Below are 22,431 nucleotides of genomic sequence, written 5' to 3'. Positions count from 1 at the left end.
GGCTAGGGAAGAAGGGGGGGGAGATGGGGAGGATGGGGAGGATGAGGGAGATGGGGGAGATTTTTCCTAGTTACCAATTAGCAATTAGCCATTAGCAATTAGCCATTAGCAATTAGCAATTAGCCATTACCAATTACCAATTACCCATTACCCCTTAACGTAGAGGATCGATCGCAACTTCAATCCGGCGATTACGTTGGCGATTAGCCTCCGTTGTATTTTCTACCGACGGGCGACTTTCTCCATAGCCGATCGCCACCCAGTGATACTTCTGGCCAAGAGTCTTAGATAAATATTGTTCCACTGCCTGAGCCCTGGCAAACGACAGATTTTGATTGTCCTTCACCTCCCCAGCATCGTCAGTATGCCCTGCAATGCGAACAGTAGCACCCTCATAGTTTTGCAAATCGGCAATCAAATTATCTAAAATTACGTTAGTTCCGGGGCGCAGAGCACTACTACCAACCTCAAACAAAACATCACTAGGGAGTGTCACCATCAGTGCATCCGCACTAAATACAGAACTGCGATCGCCACTAGATTCATCTGCATTATTAGCTTTAAGACCCGGCATCGGACTGCTATCTTTGCCAACAGCAGGCAAAGCAGGACTGGGCGCTGCGGCGGATGTCGATGTCCCTAACTCCTGTGACATCAATTCCAACCGCTTTTCTAAGCTTTCCGTAGGCTTACTGCTGCCTAATTGTGTCTCCAGTGCCGCCGTGCGCCCGATCAGTGCATTTAATTCCCCTTGCAACTGTCTTAAGTCGGCTTGCAGTTTTTGCCTTTGTGTAGGAGTCAATTGCGAACTCGAAGGAGTGGGGATTGGTGAAGGAAGAATCGGACTCGGAGTTGGAGATAGGCGTTTCGGGCCCGCAGCGAGATTCTGAAATTGGCGCAGCAATTTTTCACTCAGAGGTATCTCAGTTCCAGCAGAGGGATAGATTTGCGCGGCCGCTACCCCCAAAGCCCACGCAAAACCGCTTCCTACCCCCAGCAGCAGCAGTCGAAATATCAAGGACAGCACAAACAAGCCTGTTCCCGGCGACTTAGGGGCAGAACTCCGGGCGGCTGAAAATTTCTTTGGTGAAGATTTCACGGTTTTTCTCTTTCACTCTAAGGTAATAGCCCGACATTTTATAAAGCCTAGCAGAAGCTAGGCTTTTACTTTAGTCACAGAACTTCTCCTTTGCCAGTCTCCACTGTTTGCAGAAGGGCACTACTTTCCCCCTTGTCCTCTTCATAGCCAGCTTACAAAGACTTATGGCAACCGCCAAGGCTCTTAAAACATTCCAAATTGCTCAAACCGTTCGGCTGAGCTTACTCCCCAACGAAGGAAGGGCTCACAGCGAAGCCCTTAGTTTAGATTCTATGTTCCTTTCCTTGTAGTAATTTCTCTTCCCTTCTTTCCCTAGTCCCTAACCCCTAACTGACGAAAGCAATTGCTCTATCATAGGACTTACGCAAAAAAACCGGTTTTTGACCTAGCGTGCGTAACTCCTATATCAGCTAATCTTACGAATCCCGGTGTATGCTAGACTTGGGAGTGTCAACTCTAACCAGCGATCGATGTATCGCTTTTAATCACCCTTTGCTTGATAGGTTGATTTCTTTCTTTTGTTCTCTAGTAAAAGCATCTCTTAAAATTGTCCTCAGTCTTATTTCTGACTAAGCAATTTCTACCTCATCGATAGTTCTTAATCTAGGTATCCAGGTAGACAATTTTACCAAGCCATCTAATTTCTCGATCCGCTTATTAGGAGCTAAAACCATCTCCACCAGATCTGGCATTTCTTGCCAACAGTCAGGACAGAACCAGTAAACGCTATTATGACGAGCGTGGCGGAGTAATTGAGAGGAGCAGCATGGGCAAGTATTCATGATATTTGTTAAACCAGATTTAGAACAGATTGATAATTGATTTCCACAAAAAACTTACTAATCCAAAGAGAACACCTTGACTCTAGTTAAAGTCTGAGTATTTCTATTTCAACCGGGATGTATGTAAATAGTTATTTTTGATACCAAATAGGTATCTTTTATACGATCCCTGACATATAATTGAAGTTATATACAAAATATGAAGAACTCGTGAAGGATAAGAACATTGTTACAAAAGGTAAAATAATTTCACAATCCGGATCTACTCTTGGCTCCAACCCAGAACTTTTGCCATCTGAACAGGCAAGTTCAGCGGTTCAAAAGGCTTATAAATAACACTTGCAATCCCTAAACTAGCAAAGTATGCACAGTCACCTGGCATTACCTTAGCAGTCAATAAAATTACTGGTATATGCTTGGTAGCACTATTAGCTTGCAACTGTTGAAAAGTAGTCGGGCCATCTTGGTCAGGCATCATCACATCCAAAAGAATAGCATCCGGCTGCTCAAGAATAGCTTTAGCCACACCCTCTCCTCCCGAACTAGCCGTCAGCACCTCCCAGCCCCCTACCAGTTCTAGGCTGACTTGAGCTACCTCCCGAACATCTTCTGCATCATCAATTACCAAGATCCGCTTTGGATTTAAGCTTAACATCTTTACTTAATATCTTTATGAGAGAGGGAAATTATTCTTAAAGCTTAGATGGGCTTTGTGAAAAACCCGTGAATTATAGCTAGGGACTACGATGCTCCGATGCTCAGGACTAGGGAAGAAGGGAATAGAATCAGCAGGTTACAGGTCATCCTGTGTTTGTGTTTGAACCAAATTTGCTCTGCGCGATCTCTCCTAGCTTTTTGTAGTAATTATTAAAAAAATTCAAGGTTTTGACGGAGTTTTAAATATGTTTTTATTCTGATTCATGAGTTCGTCTTCGAGCCTTAGACTCCCATAACGCGATCGCGCCCAGCAGCTTTAGCTCGGTAAAGCGCCTCATCAGCAGCTCGATACAAAGCCTGCAAATCATTGCCATCAGATGGATACTCGGCAATACCAGCACTGAAACTGACTCGAAACTTACGGTCATCAGTATCTACAAATTCTTCACTCCTCCAATTAATGAGAACATCATCAATGCTCTTGATCGCGTCCCGCTTTGTCATCCCGTACATTCCTACAACAAATTCCTCACCGCCCCAACGAGCCACCACATCTTGACCGCCAAAGGTTCGGAGCAATAATTCTCCCAAGCGCCGCAGCACTGTATCTCCCATCGCATGGCCATACTCGTCGTTAACCTGCTTGAAGCAGTCTAAATCCAGCAGAGCAAAGCACAGGGATTGGTTGTGGCGATCGGCTAGGTGCAAAAATTGACTCAGGTCTTGAGTGGAACGGCGGCGGTTAGCAACTCCTGTCAGGGCATCGGTTTCAGCTCTGCTACGGAGTAGCTGGCTGCGCTCTAAACGATTGAAAATGCGGTTTACCAGTTCTGGCCCGACTATCGGTTTGGTTACGTAGTCATCTCCTCCAGCCGCAAAGACTTGATGTACCGTCTTTGCATCAGTATGGGCGGTAAGAAATAGTATGGGTACTCCGCTCCAACGGGGATCGTTGCGAACGGTGAGACACAGCTCGATTCCTGTTAAATAAGGCATTTCAATGTCTAGAATTAACAGATCGGGTACGACCACTTCTAGGGTTTCCCAAAACTGTCGCGGGTCATCCAGGGTTAAAGTTTTTACCCCCCAAGGTTCTAGCAAGAGGCGCAGGGCTGCTAGCATATAGGGGTCATCGTCTACTACCATGACTTTAGCTTCGGCAGTGCGGGAACGTCTGATCGCATCTAGCACTACCTCGATCGCCTGAGCCGGCAGGACTGGTTTCTGTAAAAATGCCCTTCCTCCTAGCCTAGCAACTTCTACTCGCTCAGTAAAATTGCCATGACGAGCGAACACCACTACAGGTACGGGCGGTGTGAGGTGGGTGAAGTCTGCGAGTAATTGATAGGAACTTTCTAGTCTAGTTATACTTTCTGACTCTGAGCTATCCCATCTTTGCTGATGCTGTTTGCAACTAGCAGTCGTTGGGCAATTAATCTTTTCGCTTTCTTTTTTCCCCTGCTCAAAAGTTTGCTGGCGATCGCCTTCCCTACTACCCCGTTCGCCATCATTAAGATTGAGGTCAATGAGTACAACGTCTGGATATAATGAATTACCGTTCCTGTTAGACGAACAGAAAGCCTCTCTCGCTACTGATAAATTCGTGACAACTTCGGTTCTAAGACCTTGCGTGTTTGCCTCTACAACTAACTCGTCAGTAAAAGACTCATCCTCATCCACGATCAACAGGAAGGGAGATGGCGAGGAGAGGGAGGAGAGAGAGGATGGGGAGGATAGGGAAGATTTAACTTCCCCATCTCCCCCATCTCCCCATCTCCCCCGCTCCCCCGCTCCCCCCTTCCACCGCTCTAGTTCCTCGCGCAAAGTCGCTACTAACTTGCAAAGTTGGGGCGCTTGGTCTTGTTTGGGATCGCTCTGAAGCAAGTTTTCCATCTCGCGGGCCAGGCGCGAACCTTCTGCTAAACCGAATGTTCCCAGGGAACCTACAAGTTTATGGACTTCTTGACTTGCTTGCTGCCTTAGTTCGTCACTAAGTTGACCAAGGTTTAGAGCAACATTTGTTTGATCGAGGATGGCGATGCGATCGCTAATGCTACTTCTGAATCGCTCCCAAACTTTGGCTATGGCATCGCTTAAGGATGATTCTTTGCTGCTAAGGAGTGCATTGTAACTATTAGATTGTGTTACAATACTAGCAGTTTCGGGGATGTTAATCCTATCTTCTAAACTACTACTATTTTTCAGTTCCGGCGGTAGCGATGGTAGCGATAAATCTTCTAGTTGGGGAGTATTTAATTCCGAGTTTTCTAGGATTTCTTCCCTTTTTTCGGGCTTGAGACGGTAGCCTAAACCGTAAACTGTTTCAACTAAATCCGGTGGCGCACCTGCTGCTTTTAACTTACTCCGCAAACCTTTAATATGAGCTCTTACCGTATCCTCTGCTGGCGGTTCTTCAAACGACCACAGATGATCTAAAATCGCCCGGCGGCTGAAGACGCGCTGGGTGTTACGCAAAAATAGTTCTAGTAGAGCGTACTCTTTGGGAGTCAGATTCAGAGGTTGGTCGTCGTAAATTACCTCATAGTTATTAGGATTGAGACGTAGTTTACCCGTTTCCAAAATTGGTGGTAATGCTGCGCTACCTCGCCTTAAAATTGCGCGAATCCGAGCCGAGAGTTCCAAAAAATCAAAAGGCTTAACTACATAGTCATCGGCCCCAGCATCGAGTCCTTCTATTTTGCTAGCACTGCTGTCGCAAGAGGTTAATAGAAGAATTGGAGTTGTAGTGTGTCGCGATCGCAGTTGGCGGCAAAGCGAGATCCCATCCAGTTTTGGCAGCACCACATCCAGCAATATTAAATCATAGGTAAAAGCCTCTGCATATTCCCATCCCGCTTGACCGTCATAAGCTACGTCAACAGTATAATGTTGTTCCGTGAGCGTCGTGCTGAGGGCTTGGGCTATATACTCGTCATCTTCTACCAGTAAAACTTTCATAATTAGTAATTGGTAATTGGTAATTGATAATTAGGAGCTGGAAAAATAATTCAGAAGCCATTATTCAGAAGAATTTGTACTGAATTCTGGCTCCTGAATCCTGAATTATTCTATTAGTAATTGGCAATTGGTAACAGTTTTCCACCAACTCGCAACTACCAACTACTAATAGGACTTACACAGTATCGGCTAAAAACAAAGCGTTGCGATTACTTCGCTGCGTTCGTAATGACCGAAATACGTTGTTATTGTGTCAGCCCTATATTAAGCAACTACCAACCACTAACCACTAACCATTAACCAATTACTCTAAGTTCGGCTTACATTACCTGTTCAACTTCGGCAATTTCGGGGATGGTTTCACGCAAGCGGCGCTCAATTCCCATTCTCAAAGTCATGGCTGAGCTGGGGCAAGAACCACAAGCTCCTTGCAATCGCAGTTGGACTACTGGGCCTTCAATCTCTACCAGTTCAACGTTCCCGCCGTCAGACATCAGGTAGGGCCGCAACTCATCCAGAACTTGTTCTACATTTTCTCTCGTGAGTGCTAGTGTTGTCATGTTTTACCTTGCAAATATTCCGCACAACTGATACCGATCTCGATCCTAGCGCTACTTGCTGTGAATAAACGTTTTTTCCTCAAACGAATTGCACCAAAAACTAGGTTTCCTGAAGAAACTGAGTTGCGATCGCAGTTTGTTGGTACTTGACCTCTAAAAATCTGTTAGCAAGTGAGTGCTAAGTATTTTTTAACTCCTAAGTCCGCGATTTGCAAGTGAACTCTTGCTTTAGCAGGACTGAGGACTTAAAGAATAACTCAGCACTCAGGTCGGCTCTACAGGGGTTTGCAGGTCAAAACCAGACTAAACAAGGGCGGGTTCTAACAGTTTGACGTTAGAGTAGTTAAACTCAGTTGTTGTGGCTTGTCCATCTTCTTTAGAGTGAATCACCTGTTTGGTCATCACGTAGTAGTCGCCAATTTTCTCAAAGGTATCTTGAAATTCAAGTTCTTTGAGGATGTCTCCAGTCTGAGGGTTGCGGAAAACGGCATCGTAGCGGCTGGCTAGAGAACCTTCTGGTGTTTCTAAGCTTTCGTGGGTATCAATCACAAAGGCCATCCGACCCATGACTCGACTAACTTGAGAAATTAAAAGGCCTCGGATTTTGTAGTTAGACCCCATCGAGTCACCTTTAACTAAAATTTCTACAGCTCCGTCGCTATCGGCTTCGCCTAAAGTAAAGCTATTATTGCCGTGAGATTTGTCAAACGATCCCCGTTTGCGGTGGGTTACAATGTCCCGGAGTTGGGTGTAAACGCTTTGCTGCACTTCTTCGTCGTCGATACCGCTGACTTCTACGGTCATGTCTGGTTTGATGGCAATATGGCCGGTGTAGATTTCCTCATTTTGCTTGAGTTCGACATCAGCGCTGTAACCGGGAAAGTTTGAGTCCCAGGTGTATCGATGTTCGTAGGCGGCGCGAAATAAGTCGCGAGCGTTTGCTTGCTCAGTCATAAAATTCTCTTAGTCTCAATATTTCTTCTAGTTTAGAAAGCTTTAGCGATTTTTGTGGGATACCGCCGAGACAGTGGCGCGAGAAATAGTCTTCTGCATTCTGCCTTCTGCCTTCCTCCCTCTCTCTGCCTTCCTCCTTCTCCCTTCTTCCCTCTTCCTTCTTCCTTCTTCCTCACCTACGACGGCAAATACAACCAGACAGATACGGTTTGCCTCCATGTCCAAAGCGATCGCTCCCCTTACATTAGTAAGAGTAAACATTCAGCAGTCTAAAGCTGTGGCGAAAGCAATCAGTAAGTAGTCTAACCGTCCCTATCCAGGTTCGGTAAATACACCTTCATCAAAGCTCGAAACGCCCACAGTATATAGATATGTCACCTATCTAAGACTGTATTAAAGCTGGATTAACTGCCGATACACCCTACGGGGTGAAAGTTGCAGTCCCAAACCACCCGCACGTCGGGTAGATAGATAGCCAAAATTTTTGTAGTGATTGGAGCCGGAACACCCCTATGGGAAAAGTAGTTGGAATTGACTTAGGTACGACTAACTCCTGCGTCGCAGTTATGGAAGGCGGTAAACCCACCGTCATTGCCAACGCCGAGGGGGGTCGCACAACTCCTTCTGTAGTCGCATATGCCAAAAATGGCGATCAGCTAGTGGGACAAATCGCCAAGCGTCAAGCGGTGATGAACCCCGAAAACACATTTTACTCTGTTAAGCGGTTTATTGGTCGTCGGGTGGACGAAGTAACCCACGAAACTACTGAAGTTTCCTACAAAGTCCTCAATGTCGGTAATAGCCTGAAACTGGATATTCCCGCACGTGGTAAGCAACTTTCCCCAGAAGAAATTTCTGCTCAAGTGCTTCGCAAACTCGTAGAAGATGCTAGCAAATACCTGGGCGAAACTGTCACTCAAGCTGTGATTACTGTCCCTGCTTACTTCAATGACTCTCAGCGTCAAGCTACCAAAGATGCTGGTCGCATTGCTGGGATTGAAGTGCTGCGGATTATCAACGAACCAACAGCCGCCGCTCTTGCTTACGGTTTAGATAAAAAGAGCAACGAAACTATCCTTGTATTTGACTTAGGTGGCGGTACGTTTGACGTATCAGTGCTGGAAGTTGGCGATGGCGTATTTGAAGTATTAGCAACTTCTGGGGATACTCACTTAGGCGGTGACGACTTTGATAAAAAAATTGTCGATTATATCGCCGCAGAATTCCAAAGAGCTGAAGGTATTGACCTTCGCAAGGATAAACAAGCTTTGCAACGGTTAACTGAAGCGGCAGAGAAAGCGAAAATCGAGCTTTCTAGCGTTACTCAAGCTGAAATTAACCTGCCATTTATTACCGCGACTCAAGATGGCCCAAAACATTTGGACATGACTTTGACGCGGGGCAAATTTGAAGAACTTTGTGCAGATTTAATTGACCGCAGTCGCATCCCAGTTGAAAATGCTCTCCGCGACGCTAAGTTAGATAAGGCTGCGATCGATGAAGTTGTTCTAGTTGGTGGTTCTACTCGTATCCCCGCAGTTCAAGAACTGGTGCGCCGGATTTTGGGTAAGGAACCTAACCAAACTGTTAACCCGGATGAAGTGGTAGCTGTTGGTGCTGCTATTCAAGCAGGCGTGCTTTCCGGTGAAGTCAAAGATATTCTGTTGCTTGACGTTACTCCGCTGTCTCTGGGTGTGGAAACTTTGGGCGGCGTGATGACGAAGATTATTCCTCGTAATACCACCATTCCTACTAAGAAGTCAGAAACTTTCTCGACTGCTGTAGACGGCCAAACTAACGTGGAAATTCACGTTCTGCAAGGCGAACGGGAAATGTCTAATGACAACAAGAGTCTGGGAACTTTCCGCTTAGATGGCATTCCTCCTGCACCTCGTGGCGTACCTCAAATTGAGGTGACATTCGATATCGATGCTAACGGTATTTTGAATGTGGCTGCTAAGGATAAGGGTACTGGTAAGGAACAATCAATCAGCATTACTGGTGCTTCTACTTTACCAGGTAATGAAGTTGAGCGGATGGTGAAGGAAGCAGAGGCAAATGCTACTGCTGATAAGGAACGTCGCGAACGGATCGATCGCAAGAATCAAGCTGATTCTTTAGCCTATCAAATCGAGAAGCAGTTAGCTGAACTTGGTGAGAAAGTTCCTGCTGCTGATAAGACTAAGATTGAAGGGTTGATTAAGGACTTGCGAGATGCGATCGCGAAGGAAGATGACGATCGGATCAAGACGCTGACGACGGAACTGCAACAAGCTTTCTATGCTGTTAGCAGCAACCTCTATCAGCAAGCTGGCGGTGATGGTGGCCCTGGCGGCCCTGGTGGCCCTGGTGCTCCTGGTGGTGGCGCAACTGGTGGCGGTTCGGCCCCTGATGATGTGATTGATGCTGACTTTACGGAAGCGAAGCAGTAATTGATAGGCGATAGGAAATTCACTCCTATCGCCGATGCGATCGCTTCTTTCCCCCTGAATTTTCAGGGGGTTAATTTTTAGGTATGTTGTTGCACTTTAGCGCAAAGACAGCGTTGTTGAAGCGATCGATCGCACCGTTTCTGTCAGAGTTTGAGATTAAGTTGCTGCAAAGCGTAAGTTTAAGGTTTAGGTTCCTAAATTGTTTGTGAAACCCTTTATAAATTCAACGCTAAAAAATCCCAAATCCAAAATTAATTATGACTCCCAGAAAACCCACTCCTATTAACCCTCCTCACCCATCCCACATTGCTAATTTGCGGCGGATTCGGCAAATTAGCCATTTACTTGACAATGCAATTGGTATCCCTGGTACAAGATATCGGATTGGAATCGATCCCATCTTAGGACTTATACCCGGAGGCGGCGATTTTGTGGCAATGGTTTTCTCCGCTTATATGATAGTAACAGCCGCTAAAATGGGAGTATCGCAGGAAAAATTGGTGCAAATGGTTTCTAATGTTATTGTAGATACCTTTGCGGGTACTGTTCCAGTAGTAGGAGATTTATTTGATGTAGCCTGGAAGTCTAATATCAAAAACTTAGAATTGCTAGAGGATCATTTAGGTTCACCTCAGACTGGGACAGCCGTTAACTGGTGGTTTGTGGGTGGATTATTGGGGGGATTGTTGTTAGTAATGTTATTAATAATTTCCTTGAGTGTGGCGATAATTGGCTGGTTGGCAAGTGCTTTATTCGGTGGATGATTTAGGCGCTCGGAATGTTTAAATAGAAGTGCGATCGACTAAAAAACGATCTCATTTCACCATAAACCTTAATAATCAATATCCAATCATCCTGTGAATGCCGTTCAAAATTGGTTCGTATTGTTCAGGTGTCAGACGACCCCAATACTCAGAAATTCGCATTACATCTAACATCCGAATTTGATCCAACAAAGCAATAGAAGCCTGACGCAATCCCCCTGTACCTGCTGGAAATCGTGGATACAAATCTGGAGAAGTAGTAGCCCATGCTTGTCCTCTATCAGTTGTCATAGGAATCAAGATTACTGAGGAAAACCTTGGTATTCCTAGTTTTTGGGGAAATCCTACTACGATCGCAGGCCGATAACCGCCCTGTTCGTGCCCTTTAGGGATGTGTTTAGGAAAATAGGCAGCAACAATATCCCCAAACTGTAATGAAATCGCTGTCATTTGTCAACAATTACTAATCCTACTCCATCAATATACTTTACTGGCTTGCCAGAACCTAATTCTCCCGGCAACCAGTCGTAGGGTTCGTCTTCTATATCCATCTCATTCAATGTTTTTTCATGTTCTTCTGTTGCTTCCAGAAATCGTGTCAAATCGAACTTTTTCAAAATTTTCTCAATCCTCTCAAATTCGGCAATGGGAATTTGGACAGCAATAGGTTGCTGATTTTCGTCAACCACATAACTCTTAGTAATGTTCAGCATTTTTCTAACTCTGTGGAAACATAAACTCATTTTAAATCAATATCTCCTAATTTAAAGCAATTTGCTGACAAAAATATTTAAGCGTGCAATAATCTAGCCCATTCCTCCAATTTCTTTGTAATACGGGAAGTCCCAAAAAACCGAACGACTTAATCGGGTGAGAGCAAGTCCCGGCGAAAACACATCATCATTCAAGGGAACCTATGGCGATTATTTTTCAGAAATAGCTATAAACTGGGGTTAGGATAATAGCAATCAGGGCTGTGCCGATCGCAAGAAACTAGCAAAAATCCTTAACAGAAAATTTAACTCTATAACTATAAAACTGAATATCTGGGTAGCAACTGCAACATCCAAAAAATAACAGGTAAAACTGATGGCGACAGACATCCGACACCAGACAGAAAACGGCTACCAGTCACAAATAACTCAGCCTTCCTCAAGAGAAAATCTTAATAGGCGATCGCTCATGCGCCTCCCCCGAAGCCTGAGTGCTGTGGAAACATCCGGCTTTGGTCTCACCGGTCACGCCAATTGGTTTACGATCGCCACAGTCATCCAAGCAAGCATGGGGCCTAGCGCCATCTTCATCTGGCTGCCCGGTATTCTTATGGGCATGATGCTCAATCTACAGGTAAAACGCATCGGCGAGTATTTCCCAGATATGGCTGGGGGAACTCCCAACTATACCGCCCGACTGCTAAAAAATTATCCAGGCCTGGGAAGCTATGCAGCGATCGGCTACTTTTTAAGCTGGGTAGCAACACTGCCAATTTCTGCGATCGTTCTGACCCAACTAATCAAAGTCAACCTCAATAGTTTAGGTTTTAGCTGTCCTGAAACTTTATTAAATATTACCTTCACACTTATAACCTTCATTCTGACCTTCAGCGGCACCCGCGCCTTAAGTATTCTCCACGCCTTTTTTGTGTTGCCAACGGTGGGCGTATTATCCGTTTTTTCCCTTCATGGTCTATTCTGGTTAGCTTTTTCTCCAAACAGTCCCGGATTTTTCCCCGCCACTTGGCCAGCATTCACCTTTATTGAATGGGCTAAGTGGTTTTACTTTGGTACGTACATTTTCTACTGCTGTGACTCCACTGCCAGTTTCGTCGCTGATAGCCGCAACCCGACTAAAACCTTGCAATTTCTCAAAATTTCCGCAGTGGCGATGCTACCTGTCATTTTGGGAGGTTCCTGGGTACTGATGCGCTTGGCCACTGCTCCTGGCCTGAAAGATGACGTATTCTTAAATGTATTAGCTGCCTGTCAGGTATTATGGGGGCCTTGGGTTCCCACCCTTGTCACCTTTCTAGTAGTGGCTAGCTGTCTTCTAAGTTGCGCGACAATTGTTTCCAACTGCCCCCGTATGTTGTACCAACTTGCCGTAGATGGACATATTTCCCCCACATTCGCAGTTGTATCCCGACGGGGCGTATTTGGATTTGGGCTGGTCTTTGTTTTGGTTCTCAGTTTAATCTGTCTAGCTTGGGGAAATGTGCCTCGGCTGGTGGCGATTACTAATGTTGGCTTAGTTGTCTGTCTGATGATGTTCCATCTCTCACTGTGGCTGCGGCGGGATAAGCCAGAAATTCGCTGGCCTTGGTGGTCTCTGGCTTTTTTCGTAGTAGATGCGGTGGTTCTAGTCGTGGGAGGCTTGGCTTGGGGTTGGCAAGACTTTATCATTGGGTTGTTTTTTCCCCTTGCCGTTTTAGCAGTGGATGCAGGGATGAGTCGCATTGCTTTTGCACCTTTCCATCCCTCCTGGTGGATTCGGCGTTACCGCAACAGCAGCCAGGGCAAAATCCCAGATTTTGTAGCGTCTCAGGTTGTAGTTTTAATCTTACTGATCGTTAGCGCCGTTGCGATCGGCTGGATTTTTGGCTTCAAATTATATGCTAACTCTACTGTTGGCTTAAATTTATTGGTAGTGCTACTCGTGACAGTTGCTTTTATTGGGGTGGCAGTTGCCTGTTGGACGAGTTTACCCCAAGTGGTCTCAATGGATGAAGCCAGAGAGGGAGCAGAACAGCTATTTACGATTGCCCTAGATGCTATTGTCGTGCTGGATGAAAATGGTATAATTCGTCAGACTAATCCCGCTGCTGAAAGCGTCTTCGGAATAGATACTACTAGGCTAATTGGGTCTCACCTAAACAAATTTTTACCCGGATTAGGGGCTCAGCCGGAGCAGTGGCTCAGCCGTAGCGAACAAACTCTCACACTGTCCGATGATAGTTCGCGCATTCTGGAAGTTGCGATCTCCGATCGATTTTCCCAAGATGCTTCCCTTTCCAATCAGGATCTGCAAGAATATGTGGCGATCGTGCGCGATATCACCGATCGCAAACAAGCCGAGGAAGCCCTGCAAAAAGCTAATGAGGAACTAGAGATCAAAGTCGAAGAGCGAACATCTGAACTCACTCATACTGTAAAGCAATTGCAGACTGAAATTGAAGAGCGCCTGCGAATCGAAGAAAATCTCAGAGCTATGCAAAATCAGATTGTTGTTCAAGAAAAACTGGCTTCTCTGGGAAGTTTAACCGCAGGAATTGCCCACGAAATCAGAAACCCTTTAAACTTCGTCAACAATTTCTCAGAAGTTTCTACTGAATTAACGGAAGAACTATTTGCAGAACTGGAAAATCAAGGAGAACGCTTAGAACCGGATACAAGAGAATATATTTCTGAGCTATTAACCGATCTTCAAGAAAATCTTAAAAAAATTAATCAACACGGTCAAAGAGCTGACAAAATTGTTGGCAATATGCTTTTGCATTCGAGAGGACAAAGCGGCCATTGGGAAGCCACCGATATTAATAGTTTATTGGCAGAATATATCAATCTAGCCTATCACGGGATGCGAGCTAAGGAAGATGCTTTTAACATTACTATAGAAACCGAATATGACAATGAAATTGGGGAGGTAGAGGTCGTACCACAAGACATAGGTAGGGTTTTTCTTAACATTATTAGTAATGCTTGCTATGCACTTCATAAAGAGAAACAAGAAATGCCGGAAGGATTTTCACCTCTACTTAAGGTGAAAACTAGAAATTTAGACGGCCGGATTGAAATCCGTATTTTCGATAATGGCCCAGGTATAAAACCAGAGGTACTCGATAAAATTTTCAATCCCTTTTTTACTACAAAGCCAGCGGGGGAAGGTACTGGTCTAGGTCTGTCTATCAGTAACGATGTTGTCGTCCAGCAACATCGCGGAGAACTAAAAGTCGAAACAGAAATAGGTAATTACACAGAGTTTATAATCACGTTGCCAAAAAACATAGCTAGGGTTAAGGAGTTAAGAAAATGAAAGTAATGGTGGTAGACGACGAAGAAGATATTCAGTCATTGTTCAAGCAAAGATTTAGAAAAGAAATCAAAGCTGGTCAAATGCAATTTCATTTTGCTCTGTCAGCAGAGGCTGCATTAGAATACTTAGAAAATCACGAAGAAGCCTCTATTGTCTTAATTTTGTCCGATATTAATATGCCAGGAATGAATGGGCTAGAATTGCTCAGAATCATTAAAGAAAAGTTTGCCGATCTAAAAGTTTTTATGATTACTGCTTATGGAGATGAGAAAAATCACCAAACTGCAATAGCTTATGGAGCTGATGACTATATTACTAAGCCTGTTAATTTTGAGACTCTCAAAAATAAAATAGTTAATCTTAGCATAAATTAATGATTGGTAATTGGTAATGGGTAATTGGTAATGGGTAATTGCTAATTGCTAATTGCTAATTGCTAATTGCTAATCGAAAAATTTTCTCCCCTGCTCCCCCGATTCCCCTCTCTTCCCCTAGTCCCTAGTCCCTAGCCCCTAGCCCCTTCTTAAGAGCCTAATATGCCAGCAAAAATATTATTTGTAGATGATGAGCCAGATTTAGAATCTCTAATTTCCCAGCGATTTAGAAAAAAGATCCGTGCAGAAGAATACCAAGTCTTTTTTGCATATAATGGCGTAGAAGCACTTGCTAAGTTACAAGAAGAACCAGATATAGACATTGTCTTGACTGACATTAATATGCCAGTTATGGATGGTATCGCGTTGTTAGGGAAGCTTAATGAGATAGCTTCCCTAGTCAAAACAATAGTTATATCCGCTTATGGAGACTTGGGAAATATTAGAAAGGCGATGAACGCTGGGGCCTTTGATTTTTTGACTAAGCCGATAAATTTTCAGGATTTAGAAATTACAATTAACAAAACATTGTCGTATGTACAACAGTTAAAGGAAAATGAGCGCTCTCGCCAAGAAAGAGAGGAAAAATTACGGCAATCAGAAGCAAGAGAGCGAGAAAAAGCTATTGAATTAGAACTGGCACTGCAAAATTTACAGCGCACACAAGCTCAGCTTATTCAAACTGAGAAAATGTCTAGCTTAGGACAATTAGTTGCGGGTGTTGCCCATGAAATTAATAATCCTGTTAACTTTATCTATGGCAATCTAACTTATGTCAATCAGTATACTCAGCAGCTATTGGATTTAATCAACCTTTACCAAATTGAGGCTAATGATTACCATAAAATAGAAGCTTTAATTGAGGAAATAGAGCTGGAATTTATCAGAGAGGATCTCCCTAAAATGCTGTCTTCGATGATGGTGGGGGCAGAACGTATCCGTAAGATTGTACTGACGTTGCGGAACTTCTCCCGCCTTGACGAAGCTGAGATCAAACCAGTTAATATTCATGAGGGAATTGATAGCGCTCTCATGATTTTGCAGAGTCGGATTAAGGTTAAGCCAGATTGTCCGTCTATCCAAGTCATTCAAAAATACGGGGATTTGCCTAAAATAGAATGCTATGCTTGTCAGTTAAATCAGGTATTTATGAACTTACTGAGCAATGCCATTGATGCCTTGAATTACTATGATAAAGAACGCAGCCCGGAGCAAATAAAAAATGAGCCTAGTACGATTACGATTTGTACTTGTATGCTAAATCGTGATTGGGTGAGAATCTGTATTAAAGATAATGGGCCGGGGATGACAAACGATGTAAGAAATCGGCTATTTAGCCCTTTTTTCACAACTAAACCTGTGGGTGAAGGTACGGGATTGGGTTTATCTATTAGCTATCAGATTGTAGTGGATAAGCATGGGGGAGAGTTGATGTGTTTTTCGCAACCAGATCGGGGTGCAGAATTTGTAATTGAGATTCCTGTTAGGCAAAGCGATCGGGTACAGATGAAGGCAAGTTAAGGAGAATTAATTAAAAAATCAGGGGAAAGTCTGGTAAAATCTATATCGCGATCGCATTCCCCAATTTCTCTGTAATGCCTGAAGTCCCTCAAACACCGAACGACCTAGCTGAAGCCCTCAATGGCCTCACCGACCTCAACTTCCAACTGCCAGATCCCGAAGACTCAGAGCTTCCAGAGTTTGATTTTCAAGAGCAGCTTGACAATGCTTGGAAAGTGTGCGATCGCTTCGATCTGCAAACTGATATCTGGCGGGGGCACATTCTCCGAGTGGTGCGCGATCGCGAGAAAAAAGGCGGCGAAGGACGCGGTACTGGCTTTTTAAACTGGCTAAAAGAACGCGAAATCAGTAAAAGTCAAGCTTATTCCCTGATCGAATTAGCCAATAGTGCTGATACCCTGATCGAACAGGGACATTTAAATACAGATGCGATTAGAAACTTCAGCAAACGGGCATTTATCGAAACAGCTAAGGCCTCGCCAGAAGTGCAGCAGATGGTCACGGATGCGGCCTCAAATGGCGATCGCATCACCCGCCGCGAAGTGCGCCAACTGACAGATGAATGGACAGCGATGAACTCAGAATTGTTGCCAGATGAAGTCAAAGAAAAAGCATCCACAGGTTCTCTTCCGCCCCGCTTTCTCGCGCCTTTAGTGCGGGAAATGGAAAAATTGCCGCCATCTCATCAAGTTGAAATTCAAAAAGAGGCGGCAGAAAATCCCGATGTCGATACTGTTAAACAGCTAACTTCAGATGCTCGAAGTTTATCTAAATATTTGGATGCTGCGGCCCAAGTGCAAGCTTTAAATCAGTCCCATTTAGATATGGAAATGGCTTTAGAAGAAGCTTTACGAATAGGATGTTTAAATACGGCGGCTGATGTGGTGAAACAAGCGGCTCAATTGGAGCAAACTGTGGCTAAACTTTATACAGTTTGGAAACGTTTAAGCGGTTTGGCAGATAGGTTATATGTTGATACTGGCGCGAGCACGCCTAATTTACGATTGCTTTTAAGTTGTTTAGATAGTATTTCTGGGGAAGTGATCGAGGTAGGTTTGGGAGATGGTGAGAGGACGATTAGATTGCAAATTTTATCGGATTCTTAAAAATGTTAGTTGTTAGTTGTTAGTTGTTGGTTGTTAGTTGTTGGTTGTTAGTTAGTTGAGAGGTTGCGATCGCACTTCTTCCGGTTGTTGAGGAATCGCTACTTCTGGAGTTTGGGAACTAGATAAACTGGTCTGCACAGATCCCCGTATTTGGTTAGTAGAAGATGATGATCTTAGCATTTTACGAGTAATCAGTAGCCAAGCTAGCCATCCCAAGCCTCCACCGAATAAACAACTAATTGTAATGGCAATAATAAAGGGATGCGGCGCAAGTAAGGGATGTTGGGGAGAGGGGAAGTCCCAAGGTTTTTCTATCAAGGGATAGCTGCTGGCTAAGATGCCGGCAAAGCCAATTCCTACACCGATACCAGTACCAACTGCTTGAATGGTATTTTCTAATTCGCGATCGCGCTCTTTTTCTTTTATTTCATTAGCTTGTAAGGTTTGTTGCAGTTGGCGATCGCGCTCTTTTTCTCTGAGTTCTGAAGCGCGATCGCTTTCTGCTTGATCGATTTCCACTAAGCCGCGTATGCTGGAAATAGCCTGATCTAGTAATTGAGAACCAGGTTTAGCATAGTTTAAATCAGCTTGAATTTGCAGTTGAAAGGTTTGGCTTTCTCGTTCTGCAAAGCGACTAAATAAATCAAGACTATTGCTTACTTCAACTTGCAGACGTTTGAGGATAAGTTCGTAATTTCTAATATGAATATTGATCGTATTCAAAGTATCTTCAAGATTACGCACCTTTAAAGTATATGTGGGAACAGTTTTTAAGATGTCTTTGAGTCGATTTTTTAATACCTCCAAATCTAAAGACTCTGGTAACTTTGATTTGCTTTCAATTTCTTCTCGGATTAATTTATCCAGTTCATCGGCATATTTACGACTTTGTTGAAAAACTTTGGTGATTTTATGATAGTATAAAAACAGTTCTGGTAAGTCCCAATATATTTCCTGAAGTTGTTTGGGAGTGGACTCGGCAAAATAGAAAAGCACAAGATAGCGAGTTTGCAATATTTTAGGTTGGCTAAACTCTAAAATATAACTATCTAAAAAGTTATCAGCTTGATAAAAATCAGGACAAGAACCAAGTAATTGCTTTAGCAAATCTTCGGCATTAGTTCTTAATTCTTCGGCTTTATTTGGTTTGGATTGAGACAAAAAAGCAGTAATTAATAAAGTTTCTCCAATAAAATGCGGATCTTTTTTGAGAGTCAAGCATTTATTAGGGTTAAATTCGCCAACTTCACTTAATTTTACGCTATCAAAACCTTCAGCTTGCGGACGATAAAAATTAATTAATAAGGCGTAGCTATCGCTAAGTTTTTGTGGGTATACCAATAACCGATATAACGGTTTAGGCTGAATTGGATTTTGGTTTGTCTCTTGACTTGAACGCAAAAAGTATTGTCGCTTACCTTTTTTTGGGCTATCTAGTAAGTCGTAATTGTCTGACCTTGGAAAATCTTCGCGAAGTTCAGGAAATGGCTTAGAAAAATCCAACTTTGAACTAAAATTATCTTTTAGTAATTTTTCGTACTTGTGCTTAAAATTGTGCGGAGATTCGTTAATTAGTTCTTGGGAATCTAAATATGAGCCAGATTGCAGAGTGAAAGCAAACAAGCTAACATTTAAGGCATAATAAACAGGCTCAAATTCATTTGACATCGCGATTAACTTTCTGGATTGCTGGCTAAATTATTGTCTGGGTCTTGAATTATTTTTTGTATTTTATCTCGATTCCGAATAATATCTGCCTCGCCTGACGGGGGTGCAGGATCGATCTCCGAGTTTTCGTCTTCAACCATATCACAGCGAACTTTTTGCCAATCTTTTTGGTTAAATATTCGATTAATTTCTGGATATTTTTCGCACCAGTCAAGAATTGCATCAGCAATTTGATGGGGTTTATCAATAGTCTGCAAAATTAGATCGAGTTGTTTCAAATCTTGCCAAGCTTTCTCATCAATTAACTCGCTTTTTCCTTTAGCGCGTTCCACTTCCAACAAGGTTAAAAAGTCGAGAATAGTTTGCGAAGCATTAAAAAAAGGTTCCATATTTTTTAGTTATTCCGATTGAATTTGATTCCGTAGGGGCGGGTTCGCCAAGATATTTGATAAATATCAACAAATCTTATAAACCCGCCCCGCCCACATGACAATCTATTGAAATTGAGTTAACAGCCAACTACAAACTTGACTTTGAGGACTCGTGCGAGTTTGACTTAAAGCCGATTCTAGCACAGACAAGTTTAAACTGGGTAAAACTTGGGATTCTCTAATCCGATGACTTCCTTGCAAATCGATGGTAAAAGCTAAAATTTGGGCGGTATTGACATCAACTATCCAGTATTCCTTAACTTTTAAATCTTCGTACAAAAGGCGTTTTTCGCCTTTATCGTCTGAGATAGAACTTCTGGCGATTTCAATTACTAAATCTGGAGGCGGAAAATTTTCTAAATTAATGATACCTGTTCCCCAAGCAATCACTTGGGCATTATCACCAATATAGCAGGAAAAATCTGGTTGGCATTCTTGAATTTGCGGATGACGATAGGTACAGTTATCTTTGCCATTCAGGATAATTCCTTTGAGACTGGCATAGAGACAAACGGCAAAAATGATAATACTATGGTCGCTGGCGTGTTCGTTGGTGACTGGTGACATTTCGAGTCGGAATCTGCCTTTATAATAATAGGTTTTTGCTGTTGCACAGTCAAGACTATCCGCAGTTTGGAGATAATCAGACCAGGTGGCTGTCACCCAGGTATCTGTGGGAATTTGGGTTAGGGAAATAGTCATATTTATAAACCAATAGCACAAAAAGCAGCCCAATATTGGGGGTTAGCAAAGGGTTGGAGATTGGGAAAAGAACGACGGATGTAAATCTTGAGGTCTGCAACTAAAATTTGATCCATTTTTACCTCGTTTTTCAACCAGGTTAAAAAATCGGTTCGCGTAACCTTTCTTAGCCAATTCTGTGCAGCTTGTAAAGCTTGACAAACTGACAACTCCTCATCTCTCAAATTTTGATAAAACCGAATCATCAGAAAAGCTGTAGAAAAATCACTGACAGACCATAAACTACTGACCACATTACCAGCACCGGCATAGAGAAAACCACTCGCTAAACCGATATATTCATCAGTGTCAACTCTACTGACTAATCCAGTTTCGCAGGCCGAGAGACTGACAAGGCGACAGAAAGGTAAATTGAGGCTAGCGAAAATTTCTTTGAGTGTCAAACATTGAGTCTCAATCCGAAAGCGACGACCATCGCGTAAAGTCAAATAGCGGTTTTGATTTTCTTCCCCTTCCCCTTCTTTCCCTTCTTTTTCTTCTTCTTTTTCTTCTTCTTCATCTTGCCCCCCCCTTACCAAGGGGGGCTGGGGGGGTTCTAAAGAAATTTGTGGTAAATCTCCAGCTAAAACTAATGCTGAATCCAGCGGATTAACGGAGTTGAAACTGCCATGACAAGAGAAATGCGCGTAGTAGGAATCAGTTAATTTTTTGAGAGTTGCTTCGGATTTAAAAGCGATTTTAGTCGCTTCGCCGCGCTTCAAAATGTGGGCGTGAGGGTTGAAAGCGCGGGAAATCTCTTCAACTTCAATTTCAGTGTAGCGCAGGTCTTCCGTAGGATTTTGGATGGCGAATAAGGGGAAAATATCATTGATTGGCGGGCGTTGCCGTTGATGCAAACGTTCGAGAAATTGGCTGCTGGGGGCGTATTGGATGCCGTTGGTATAGAGGTCTAGCAAATACCCGGTTTTGGTTTCGCCGTTTGGTAAGTTTCGGGTTGCTGATAAGGCGTGAAGCGGTAATAGGTGTAAATCGCGGTGGGGGATGAGGATCAGTTTTTCAATGGTTAGAGGCAATTGGGCAAGTATTTGGTTGAGATGCAGAGATGCGGCTAGGGTGATGAGACGTTGGCTAAGGGCCTCGCCCCAGGTAGATTTGTTGTAGTCGCTGAGGTAGGTGCCAATGTCGCTGTCGAGTTGTTGGCGGTGTTCGGGGGTAAAGGCTAGGTGTTGAATTTGGATAGGAACCCCCCCTAGCCCCCCCTTGGTAAGGGGGGGGACAAGATTCACAGTCGCCCTTTGTAAGGGGGATTTAGGGGGTTCTTCTTCACTCAAAGTCCCCCTTACCAAGGGGGATTTAGGGGGTTCTTCGGCCTTGGTGACGATAAAAACATGAAAGCCAGACTCAGGGTTTGGCGGAAGATACCACTCGATGAGGGCGGTTTGGCTGTCGAGGAATTGGGTAAAGTCGGGGAGTTGGGGAATGACTCGTTGGGTGAGGGTGAAGTCGGGGTCATTAATCTCTATCAGCAGTTCCGTGAGTTGCTGTTGCCGGGTTTTCAGTTCGGTTTCGAGGCTGGATGTGGCTGTTTGCGGGCGTTCTGGGGTGGAAATACTGCGGCTTTCCTGGCTGGTGTTGGTGTTGGTGTCGGTTTCCTCTGGGGGTTCGTTGCTGTCGAGTTGTTGTTGGAGGGAGGCAATTTGGCTGCGGAGTTGGCGGAGGCGTTGTTTTTGGTTGTCGGTGGCGTTTTTGGGGTAGAGGTTGGCGTTGTCGAGGAGTTCGATGAGGGTACGAGATTTGCTGCGTTCGACGGTGAGGAGGGCGGTTTCGTAGCGTTCGAGGTGGATGCTGGCAAGTACCAATTTCTCGTAAATGGGTAAGGCATCTTCGAGGATTTTGCGCTTGCTGCGTTGGGATGTTGACCAGTCGCGGCTTTGTTCGACGGCGGTGATGGCGTTTTCATAGCCGTAAATGGCGTTTTCCCAGTCTTGGAGGTCAAAGGCAAGGTTGCCGAGGTTGCGTCCTGCGATTAGACAGTCAAGGGGAAAGGCAGAAGGAGTCCAAATTTCTAAGGCTTGTCGGTAACATTTGATCGCAGTATCTATATTCTGGGCCCGGTTGCCCGTGATTTTGTTGGAGTAGGCATTTGCCAGATTATTTTGAGTCATTGCCCAATCTTGGGGAAAATCCTCACGGGTTATAACTTCTAATGCCAATTGAAAACAAGCGATCGCAGTATCTATATTCTTTGCCCGTTTGCCTGTGATTTTGTCCGAGTAGGCAAGTCCCAGATTATTTTGAGTCTCTGCCCAATATTTAGGAAAATCCTCACGGGTTCTAACTTCTAATGCCAATTGAAAACAAGCGATCGCAGTATCTATATTCTTTGCCCGTTTG

At 44.0% G+C, this 22,431-nt stretch carries 19 protein-coding genes; 6 read left to right on the top strand and 13 right to left on the bottom strand.

What is annotated here, in order from left to right; translation table 11 throughout:
• Positions 1 to 154: 154 nt before the first annotated feature.
• The 7 genes from PN499_RS21490 to PN499_RS21460 form a co-directional block, all read right to left on the bottom strand.
• Complete coding sequence (locus PN499_RS21490; RefSeq protein ID WP_272034428.1) at positions 155 to 1,099, bottom strand: OmpA family protein; 945 nt, start codon at positions 1,097 to 1,099, stop codon at positions 155 to 157.
• A gap of 569 nt (positions 1,100 to 1,668) precedes the next feature.
• Entirely contained in the window at positions 1,669 to 1,881 is a 213-nt protein-coding gene (locus PN499_RS21485) for a hypothetical protein (RefSeq protein WP_272034426.1), read from the bottom strand.
• Positions 1,882 to 2,143: 262 nt separating this feature from the next.
• Positions 2,144 to 2,536, bottom strand: coding sequence for a response regulator (locus PN499_RS21480; RefSeq protein ID WP_272034424.1), 393 nt, complete (start codon positions 2,534 to 2,536; stop codon positions 2,144 to 2,146).
• Between the two features lie 284 nt (positions 2,537 to 2,820).
• Positions 2,821 to 5,496 (bottom strand): response regulator, encoded by a 2,676-nt coding sequence (locus tag PN499_RS21475; protein ID WP_272034422.1) that lies wholly within the window; start codon positions 5,494 to 5,496, stop codon positions 2,821 to 2,823.
• A gap of 320 nt (positions 5,497 to 5,816) precedes the next feature.
• Entirely contained in the window at positions 5,817 to 6,056 is a 240-nt protein-coding gene (locus tag PN499_RS21470) for a NifU family protein (protein ID WP_007356646.1), read from the bottom strand.
• 303 nt (positions 6,057 to 6,359) lie between these two features.
• A complete protein-coding gene (locus PN499_RS21465) occupies positions 6,360 to 7,010 on the bottom strand; it encodes a DUF3386 domain-containing protein (RefSeq protein WP_272034420.1) in 651 nt (216 codons plus the stop codon).
• 42 nt (positions 7,011 to 7,052) lie between these two features.
• Positions 7,053 to 7,271: a hypothetical protein gene (locus PN499_RS21460; RefSeq protein WP_272034418.1), complete on the bottom strand. Its 219-nt coding sequence runs from the start codon at positions 7,269 to 7,271 to the stop codon at positions 7,053 to 7,055.
• A gap of 251 nt (positions 7,272 to 7,522) precedes the next feature.
• On the opposite strand from PN499_RS21460, the gene dnaK reads away from it, so the two are divergent.
• Together dnaK and PN499_RS21450 are read left to right on the top strand one after the other, a co-directional pair.
• Positions 7,523 to 9,442 carry a molecular chaperone DnaK gene (dnaK, locus tag PN499_RS21455; protein WP_272034416.1) on the top strand — a complete coding sequence of 640 codons (1,920 nt, stop codon included), beginning with the start codon at positions 7,523 to 7,525 and terminating at the stop codon, positions 9,440 to 9,442.
• Positions 9,443 to 9,699: 257 nt separating this feature from the next.
• Complete coding sequence (locus PN499_RS21450) at positions 9,700 to 10,206, top strand: DUF4112 domain-containing protein (RefSeq protein WP_272034414.1); 507 nt, start codon at positions 9,700 to 9,702, stop codon at positions 10,204 to 10,206.
• 75 nt (positions 10,207 to 10,281) lie between these two features.
• On the opposite strand, the gene PN499_RS21445 is transcribed toward PN499_RS21450, so the two are convergent.
• Both PN499_RS21445 and PN499_RS21440 read right to left on the bottom strand, forming a co-directional pair.
• On the bottom strand, positions 10,282 to 10,656 hold the full coding sequence (locus PN499_RS21445) for a type II toxin-antitoxin system PemK/MazF family toxin (protein WP_272034411.1): 375 nt from the start codon (positions 10,654 to 10,656) through the stop codon (positions 10,282 to 10,284).
• Positions 10,653 to 10,919 carry a hypothetical protein gene (locus PN499_RS21440; protein ID WP_272034409.1) on the bottom strand — a complete coding sequence of 89 codons (267 nt, stop codon included), beginning with the start codon at positions 10,917 to 10,919 and terminating at the stop codon, positions 10,653 to 10,655. Before PN499_RS21440 ends, PN499_RS21445 begins: the two co-directional genes overlap by 4 nt.
• Before the next feature lie 376 nt (positions 10,920 to 11,295).
• Here PN499_RS21440 and PN499_RS21435 point away from each other — a divergent pair, with 376 nt between their 5' ends.
• The 4 genes from PN499_RS21435 to PN499_RS21420 all read left to right on the top strand — a co-directional run bounded on the left by PN499_RS21435 (position 11,296) and on the right by PN499_RS21420 (position 17,236).
• Positions 11,296 to 14,235: an amino acid permease gene (locus PN499_RS21435; protein WP_272034408.1), complete on the top strand. Its 2,940-nt coding sequence runs from the start codon at positions 11,296 to 11,298 to the stop codon at positions 14,233 to 14,235.
• Complete coding sequence (locus tag PN499_RS21430) at positions 14,232 to 14,609, top strand: response regulator (protein ID WP_272034407.1); 378 nt, start codon at positions 14,232 to 14,234, stop codon at positions 14,607 to 14,609. Before PN499_RS21435 ends, PN499_RS21430 begins: the two co-directional genes overlap by 4 nt.
• Before the next feature lie 162 nt (positions 14,610 to 14,771).
• The gene (locus PN499_RS21425; protein WP_272034406.1) at positions 14,772 to 16,130 is read left to right on the top strand and encodes a hybrid sensor histidine kinase/response regulator; all 1,359 of its coding nucleotides are present in this window, start codon (positions 14,772 to 14,774) and stop codon (positions 16,128 to 16,130) included.
• 74 nt (positions 16,131 to 16,204) lie between these two features.
• Positions 16,205 to 17,236, top strand: a complete 1,032-nt coding sequence (locus PN499_RS21420; RefSeq protein ID WP_007355048.1) for a hypothetical protein — start codon at positions 16,205 to 16,207, stop codon at positions 17,234 to 17,236.
• Positions 17,237 to 17,287: 51 nt separating this feature from the next.
• Here PN499_RS21420 and PN499_RS21415 read toward each other — a convergent pair whose 3' ends face one another.
• The 4 genes from PN499_RS21415 to PN499_RS21400 all read right to left on the bottom strand — a co-directional run.
• Positions 17,288 to 18,904: a hypothetical protein gene (locus PN499_RS21415; protein WP_272034405.1), complete on the bottom strand. Its 1,617-nt coding sequence runs from the start codon at positions 18,902 to 18,904 to the stop codon at positions 17,288 to 17,290.
• Positions 18,905 to 18,909: 5 nt separating this feature from the next.
• A complete protein-coding gene (locus tag PN499_RS21410; protein ID WP_272034403.1) occupies positions 18,910 to 19,293 on the bottom strand; it encodes a hypothetical protein in 384 nt (127 codons plus the stop codon).
• Between the two features lie 105 nt (positions 19,294 to 19,398).
• Positions 19,399 to 20,037, bottom strand: a complete 639-nt coding sequence (locus PN499_RS21405; RefSeq protein WP_272034401.1) for a Uma2 family endonuclease — start codon at positions 20,035 to 20,037, stop codon at positions 19,399 to 19,401.
• A 2-nt stretch (positions 20,038 to 20,039) separates the two neighbouring features.
• The coding region (locus PN499_RS21400) for a CHAT domain-containing protein (protein ID WP_272034399.1) at positions 20,040 to 22,431 on the bottom strand (2,392 nt) is incomplete at its 5' end.

The organism is Kamptonema animale CS-326, from assembly GCF_028330895.1.
Classification (GTDB): domain Bacteria; phylum Cyanobacteriota; class Cyanobacteriia; order Cyanobacteriales; family Microcoleaceae; genus Kamptonema; species Kamptonema formosum.
The sequence above is the reverse complement of the archived record's forward strand: the minus strand, read 5'-3'. Positions and strand labels throughout refer to the sequence as shown.

Bases quoted from the DNA above. Each gene is read 5' to 3' on its own strand.
- PN499_RS21460 (WP_272034418.1), bottom strand. From the start codon at position 7,271: ATGTTTACTCTTACTAATGTAAGGGGAGCGATCGCTTTGGACATGGAG.
- PN499_RS21480 (WP_272034424.1), bottom strand. From the start codon at position 2,536: ATGTTAAGCTTAAATCCAAAGCGGATCTTGGTAATTGATGATGCAGAA.
- PN499_RS21465 (WP_272034420.1), bottom strand. From the start codon at position 7,010: ATGACTGAGCAAGCAAACGCTCGCGACTTATTTCGCGCCGCCTACGAA.
- dnaK (WP_272034416.1), top strand. From the start codon at position 7,523: ATGGGAAAAGTAGTTGGAATTGACTTAGGTACGACTAACTCCTGCGTC.
- PN499_RS21435 (WP_272034408.1), top strand. From the start codon at position 11,296: ATGGCGACAGACATCCGACACCAGACAGAAAACGGCTACCAGTCACAA.
- PN499_RS21425 (WP_272034406.1), top strand. From the start codon at position 14,772: ATGCCAGCAAAAATATTATTTGTAGATGATGAGCCAGATTTAGAATCT.
- PN499_RS21450 (WP_272034414.1), top strand. From the start codon at position 9,700: ATGACTCCCAGAAAACCCACTCCTATTAACCCTCCTCACCCATCCCAC.
- PN499_RS21485 (WP_272034426.1), bottom strand. From the start codon at position 1,881: ATGAATACTTGCCCATGCTGCTCCTCTCAATTACTCCGCCACGCTCGT.
- PN499_RS21420 (WP_007355048.1), top strand. From the start codon at position 16,205: ATGCCTGAAGTCCCTCAAACACCGAACGACCTAGCTGAAGCCCTCAAT.
- PN499_RS21470 (WP_007356646.1), bottom strand. From the start codon at position 6,056: ATGACAACACTAGCACTCACGAGAGAAAATGTAGAACAAGTTCTGGAT.
- PN499_RS21415 (WP_272034405.1), bottom strand. From the start codon at position 18,904: ATGTCAAATGAATTTGAGCCTGTTTATTATGCCTTAAATGTTAGCTTG.
- PN499_RS21405 (WP_272034401.1), bottom strand. From the start codon at position 20,037: ATGACTATTTCCCTAACCCAAATTCCCACAGATACCTGGGTGACAGCC.
- PN499_RS21445 (WP_272034411.1), bottom strand. From the start codon at position 10,656: ATGACAGCGATTTCATTACAGTTTGGGGATATTGTTGCTGCCTATTTT.
- PN499_RS21475 (WP_272034422.1), bottom strand. From the start codon at position 5,496: ATGAAAGTTTTACTGGTAGAAGATGACGAGTATATAGCCCAAGCCCTC.
- PN499_RS21440 (WP_272034409.1), bottom strand. From the start codon at position 10,919: ATGCTGAACATTACTAAGAGTTATGTGGTTGACGAAAATCAGCAACCT.
- PN499_RS21410 (WP_272034403.1), bottom strand. From the start codon at position 19,293: ATGGAACCTTTTTTTAATGCTTCGCAAACTATTCTCGACTTTTTAACC.
- PN499_RS21430 (WP_272034407.1), top strand. From the start codon at position 14,232: ATGAAAGTAATGGTGGTAGACGACGAAGAAGATATTCAGTCATTGTTC.